This is a genomic window from Achromobacter sp. 1011811831, assembly GCF_059760905.1.
Map to the genome: position 1 here is coordinate 1 of NZ_JCBANG010000224.1, position 373 is coordinate 373.

Sequence of the window (373 nt, forward strand, 5' to 3'; positions counted from 1 at the left end):
TTGATCTTGACGCTGTTGGACGCCATCGCGATCCGCACGCCCACCGCGCCGGCCACGTCCAGCTCGGCGCCCTGCGCCACGAAGCTGCGCCGCGCCGCCGTGGCCGCGATCTGCCCGCCCGTGGCCAACGCCAGCGAGCCGCCCTGGAACTGGATGTCGCCGCCGCTGACGATCTCGATGCGCGACTGGTCGCGCCGGTCCGACAGGCGCGACAGGTTGTCGAACGCGCCCGGCGCCTGCCGGTAACGCAGCAGGTCCTGCTCGGCCGACTCCTTGATCAGCGCGTTGCGCTGGCTGTCCAGCGCCGTGCTGCCGTCGTCATCGATCAGCACCGCCGTGACCGAGTCCGGCGCCAGCACGATGCTGCCCTTGG

The 373-nt window shown here is 71.8% G+C and carries 1 protein-coding gene; it reads right to left on the bottom strand.

Features of this window, described 5'->3' with window-relative positions:
* Positions 1-373: hypothetical protein (locus tag AC6LJ9_RS30710; protein WP_498150465.1), on the bottom strand; the 373-nt coding region annotated here is incomplete at both ends.